This window comes from Ruegeria sp. AD11(2025) (assembly GCF_056542405.1).
Window position 1 is genome coordinate 1 of sequence record NZ_JBQFZU010000171.1, and the last position, 521, is coordinate 521.

Annotated in this window: 1 protein-coding gene; it reads left to right on the plus strand. The window is 65.6% G+C overall.

Annotated elements, in window-relative coordinates; genetic code table 11:
• Nucleotides 1-521: helix-hairpin-helix domain-containing protein (locus ACR1XY_RS24935; RefSeq protein WP_480597574.1), on the plus strand; the 521-nt coding region annotated here is incomplete at both ends.

The window sequence follows — 521 nt, forward strand, 5'->3', positions numbered from 1 at the left end:
CCTCGGCCTGGATCAAATGCCACCATCCGGGCATCTTCGCCTGCGCGCTGCTGAATTCCCAGCCGATGGGGTTCTATGCCCCCGCCCAGATCGTACGGGATGCCCGCGAACACGGGGTTCAGGTGCGCCCGGTCTGTATCAATGCCAGCTTCTGGGACAACGTGATGGAGCCGGACGGCCATGGCGGGCTGGCCCTGCGGCTGGGGTTCCGCCAGATCAAGGGCCTTTCCGAAGAAGACGCCAGCTGGCTGACCGCTGCACGCGGCAATGGCTACCATCAGGTCGACGACGTCTGGCGCCGGGCGGGACTTGGCCCCTCGGTGATCGAACGGCTGGCCGAGGCCGATACCTTTGCCGCCTGCGACCTGACCCGGCGCGAGGCGTTGTGGCAGGCCAAGGCAATTGCCACCGCCAAACCCCTGCCTCTGTTCTCGCAGGATCTGGAAGGCGAGGCGCTGGACGAACCCGAAGCCTACCTGCCGCAAATGACGTTGGGTGAGCAGGTGGTCGAGGATTACGTC